A 2,715-nucleotide genomic window follows, 5' to 3' on the forward strand; every position below is an offset into this window, starting at 1 on the left:
TCGCGCGCCCCCCGGGGGAGCGCGAGAGCGCCCAGGAGAGCGACAGGTGGGCGCGGGCGCGGGTGACGCCGACGTACAGCAGCCGGCGCTCCTCCTCGACCTGCTCGTCGGTCTTGGCGTAGATGATCGGCAGGGTGCCCTCGGTCAGGCCGACCAGGAACACCGCGTCCCACTCCAGACCCTTGGCGGCGTGCAGCGAGGCCAGCGTGACGCCCTCGACGGCGGGGGCGTGCTGGGCGGCCGCGCGGGCGTCCAGCTCCGCCACGTACGCCGCCAGGTCGGCCCGCTCACCGGACGCCCGGCGGCCCGCCTCGAACTCCTCGGCCAGCCGCACCAGCGCGGCCAGCGACTCCCAGCGCTCGCGCACCGCGCCGGAGCCGGCCGGCGGGTTGGCGCCGAAGCCCCGGGTGGCGAGCACCGCGCGCACCTGCGCGGCGAGGTCGGGGGCGTCCGCCGTGAGCGGGTCGTCGGCGGCCCGGGCGGCGCCCTTGAGCAGCACCCCGGCCTCCCGCACCTCGGGCCGCTCGAAGAACCGCTCGGCGCCCTTGAGCTGGTACGAGATGCCCAGATCGGCGAGGGCCTGCTCGTAGACCTCGGACTGGCCGTTGGTCCGGAACAGCACCGCGATCTCGCTGGCCCGCACGCCCTGCGCCATCAGCTCCCTGACCCGCTGCGCGGTGGTCTCGGCCTCGGTCGGCTCGTCGGCGTACTCGGCGTAGACCGGCTCGGGGCCGGCCTCGCGCTGGGAGACCAGCTCCAGCCGGTGCTGGGCGGCCTGGCCGCGGGCCTGCGAGAGCAGCCCGTTGGCGAGGTGGACCACCTGCGGGGTGGAGCGGTAGTCCCGGACCAGCTTGACCACGGTCGCCTCGGGGTGGCGGTGGCGGAAGTTCAGCAGGAAGTCGGGGGTCGCGCCGGTGAAGGAGTAGATGGTCTGGCTGGCGTCGCCGACCACGCACAGGCTGGCGCCGCCGCCGGTCCACTGGTCGAGCAGCCGCTGCTGGAGCGGCGAGACGTCCTGGTACTCGTCGACGGTGAAGTGCCGGTACTGGGCGCGGACCCGCTCGCCGATCTCCGGCCGGTCCTCCAGGATCGCGGCGGTGAGCAGCAGCACGTCCTCGAAGTCGATCACGCCGCGGTCGCGCTTGGTCTGCTCGTAGGTTGCGTAGACCCGGGCGATCTCGGCCGGGTCGCGCGGGGCGTCGCGCCCGGTCTTGAGCACGGCGGCCGGGTAGTCGTCCGGCACGATCTGGGTGACCTTGGCCCACTCGATCTCGGCGGTGAGGTCGCGCAGCTCGGTGCGCTGGACCCGCAGGCCGCTGCGGCCGGCCGCCTCGGCGACCAGCTGGACCTTGCGCTCCAGCAGCCGGGGCACCTCGCCGCCGACCGCGCGCGGCCAGAAGTACTGGAGCTGGCGCAGGGCGGCCGAGTGGAAGGTGCGGGCCTGGACGCCCTCGGCACCGAGCTGACGGAGCCGGCCGCGCATCTCGCCGGCCGCGCGCGCGGTGAAGGTCACCGCGAGCACCTGCTGGGGCTGGTAGATGCCGCTGCGCACGCCGTAGGCGATCCGGTGGGTGATGGCCCTGGTCTTGCCGGTCCCGGCGCCGGCGAGCACGCAGACGGGCCCGTGCAGGGCGGTGGCGACCGCGCGCTGCTCGGGGTCGAGACCGGCCAGCACGGCGTCGGCGCCGGGCGGCGTCGCGCCGCCGGGGCCGTAGGCGTCGTACCGGCCGAGGTCACCCAAGAGCTCTTCCTGCATGCGGTCCATCCTCTCAGCCCGGCGGGCCCGGCCGACGGGTCCCGACATCCTGACAGGCTCTGCCGACAGTCTGCCCGGGATTGTCCACAGCTCGACCGCAATGGTCAGACCATCACCACGGCCCCCGGCGCGTGCGCGGAATCACACGCCGGGGCGGCCGTGGAATGGCCGGAGCGCGCCGCGCGTTCAATCCGGCGACCGTACGCCCACCCGACCCGAGGGAGCTCCAGCCATGTCCGGCAGCGTCACGATGTACAGCACGACCTGGTGCGGCTACTGCAACCGCCTCAAGAGCCAGCTGGACCGCGAGGGCATCGGCTACACCGTCATCAACATCGAGGAGGACCCGGACTCGGCGACCTTCGTCGAGTCGGTGAACGGCGGCAACCAGGTGGTCCCGACCGTGCTGGTGGTGCCGGCCGGCGGTGGCGACCAGGTCGTGATGACCAACCCGAGCCTGCGTCAGGTCCAGGCCGCGCTGGCCGGCTGAGCCCCACCGCGCCGCCCGGCGGCCGGCAATCCCGGCATCCCGGGCGGGATCCCGCGGCCCCGCACCGGCCCGCCGTCGGCGGGGTGCGGGGCCGCGGCGGCTCGACGGCCAGCCCGGCGGCGGGTTCAGGCGTCGGCGGGTGCGGGGCGTCGGCGGACCCGGGGCGTCGGCGGGTGCGGGGCGTCGGCGGGTCAGCGCGGAACCGGCGGCCGGCCGGCCGCCTCGCCGAGGCCGTACAGCAGGCGGCAGCGGTCCGCCGCGTAGCGGGTCTCGATCACCCGGACCGGGCCGCGCCGGTCCGAACTGACCCGGGTCTGCACCAGCAGCGGCACCCCTGGGCCGATCTCGAACCAGGCCGCCTCGGCGGGCCCGGGCATCCGGGCCACCAGGTGGTCCACCCCGCCGGTCTCGGTGCGGTCGATGGCGGCGAGCGCCGTCTCGTCCCCGCCGGGCACCGGCTCCGGCCCCC

General features: G+C 75.7%; 3 protein-coding genes. 1 reads left to right on the forward strand and 2 read right to left on the reverse strand.

What is annotated here, in order from left to right; all coding sequences use genetic code 11:
• Positions 1-1,765 (reverse strand): ATP-dependent helicase (locus tag AA75_RS36875; protein WP_082527105.1); only part of this gene is annotated, 1,765 nt, incomplete at its 3' end.
• Positions 1,766-1,988: 223 nt separating this feature from the next.
• Here AA75_RS36875 and AA75_RS36880 point away from each other — a divergent pair.
• The gene (locus AA75_RS36880; protein ID WP_033824794.1) at positions 1,989-2,246 is read left to right on the forward strand and encodes a mycoredoxin; all 258 of its coding nucleotides are present in this window, start codon (positions 1,989-1,991) and stop codon (positions 2,244-2,246) included.
• Positions 2,247-2,437: 191 nt separating this feature from the next.
• Here AA75_RS36880 and AA75_RS36885 read toward each other — a convergent pair.
• Positions 2,438-2,715, reverse strand: a 278-nt coding sequence (locus tag AA75_RS36885) for a UTRA domain-containing protein (protein WP_158515628.1), incomplete at its 5' end; no start/stop codon positions are given.

The organism is Kitasatospora sp. MBT63, from assembly GCF_000710465.2.
Taxonomy (GTDB): Bacteria; Actinomycetota; Actinomycetes; order Streptomycetales; family Streptomycetaceae; genus Kitasatospora.

Bases quoted from the DNA above. Each gene is read 5' to 3' on its own strand.
- AA75_RS36880 (WP_033824794.1), top strand. From the start codon at position 1,989: ATGTCCGGCAGCGTCACGATGTACAGCACGACCTGGTGCGGCTACTGC.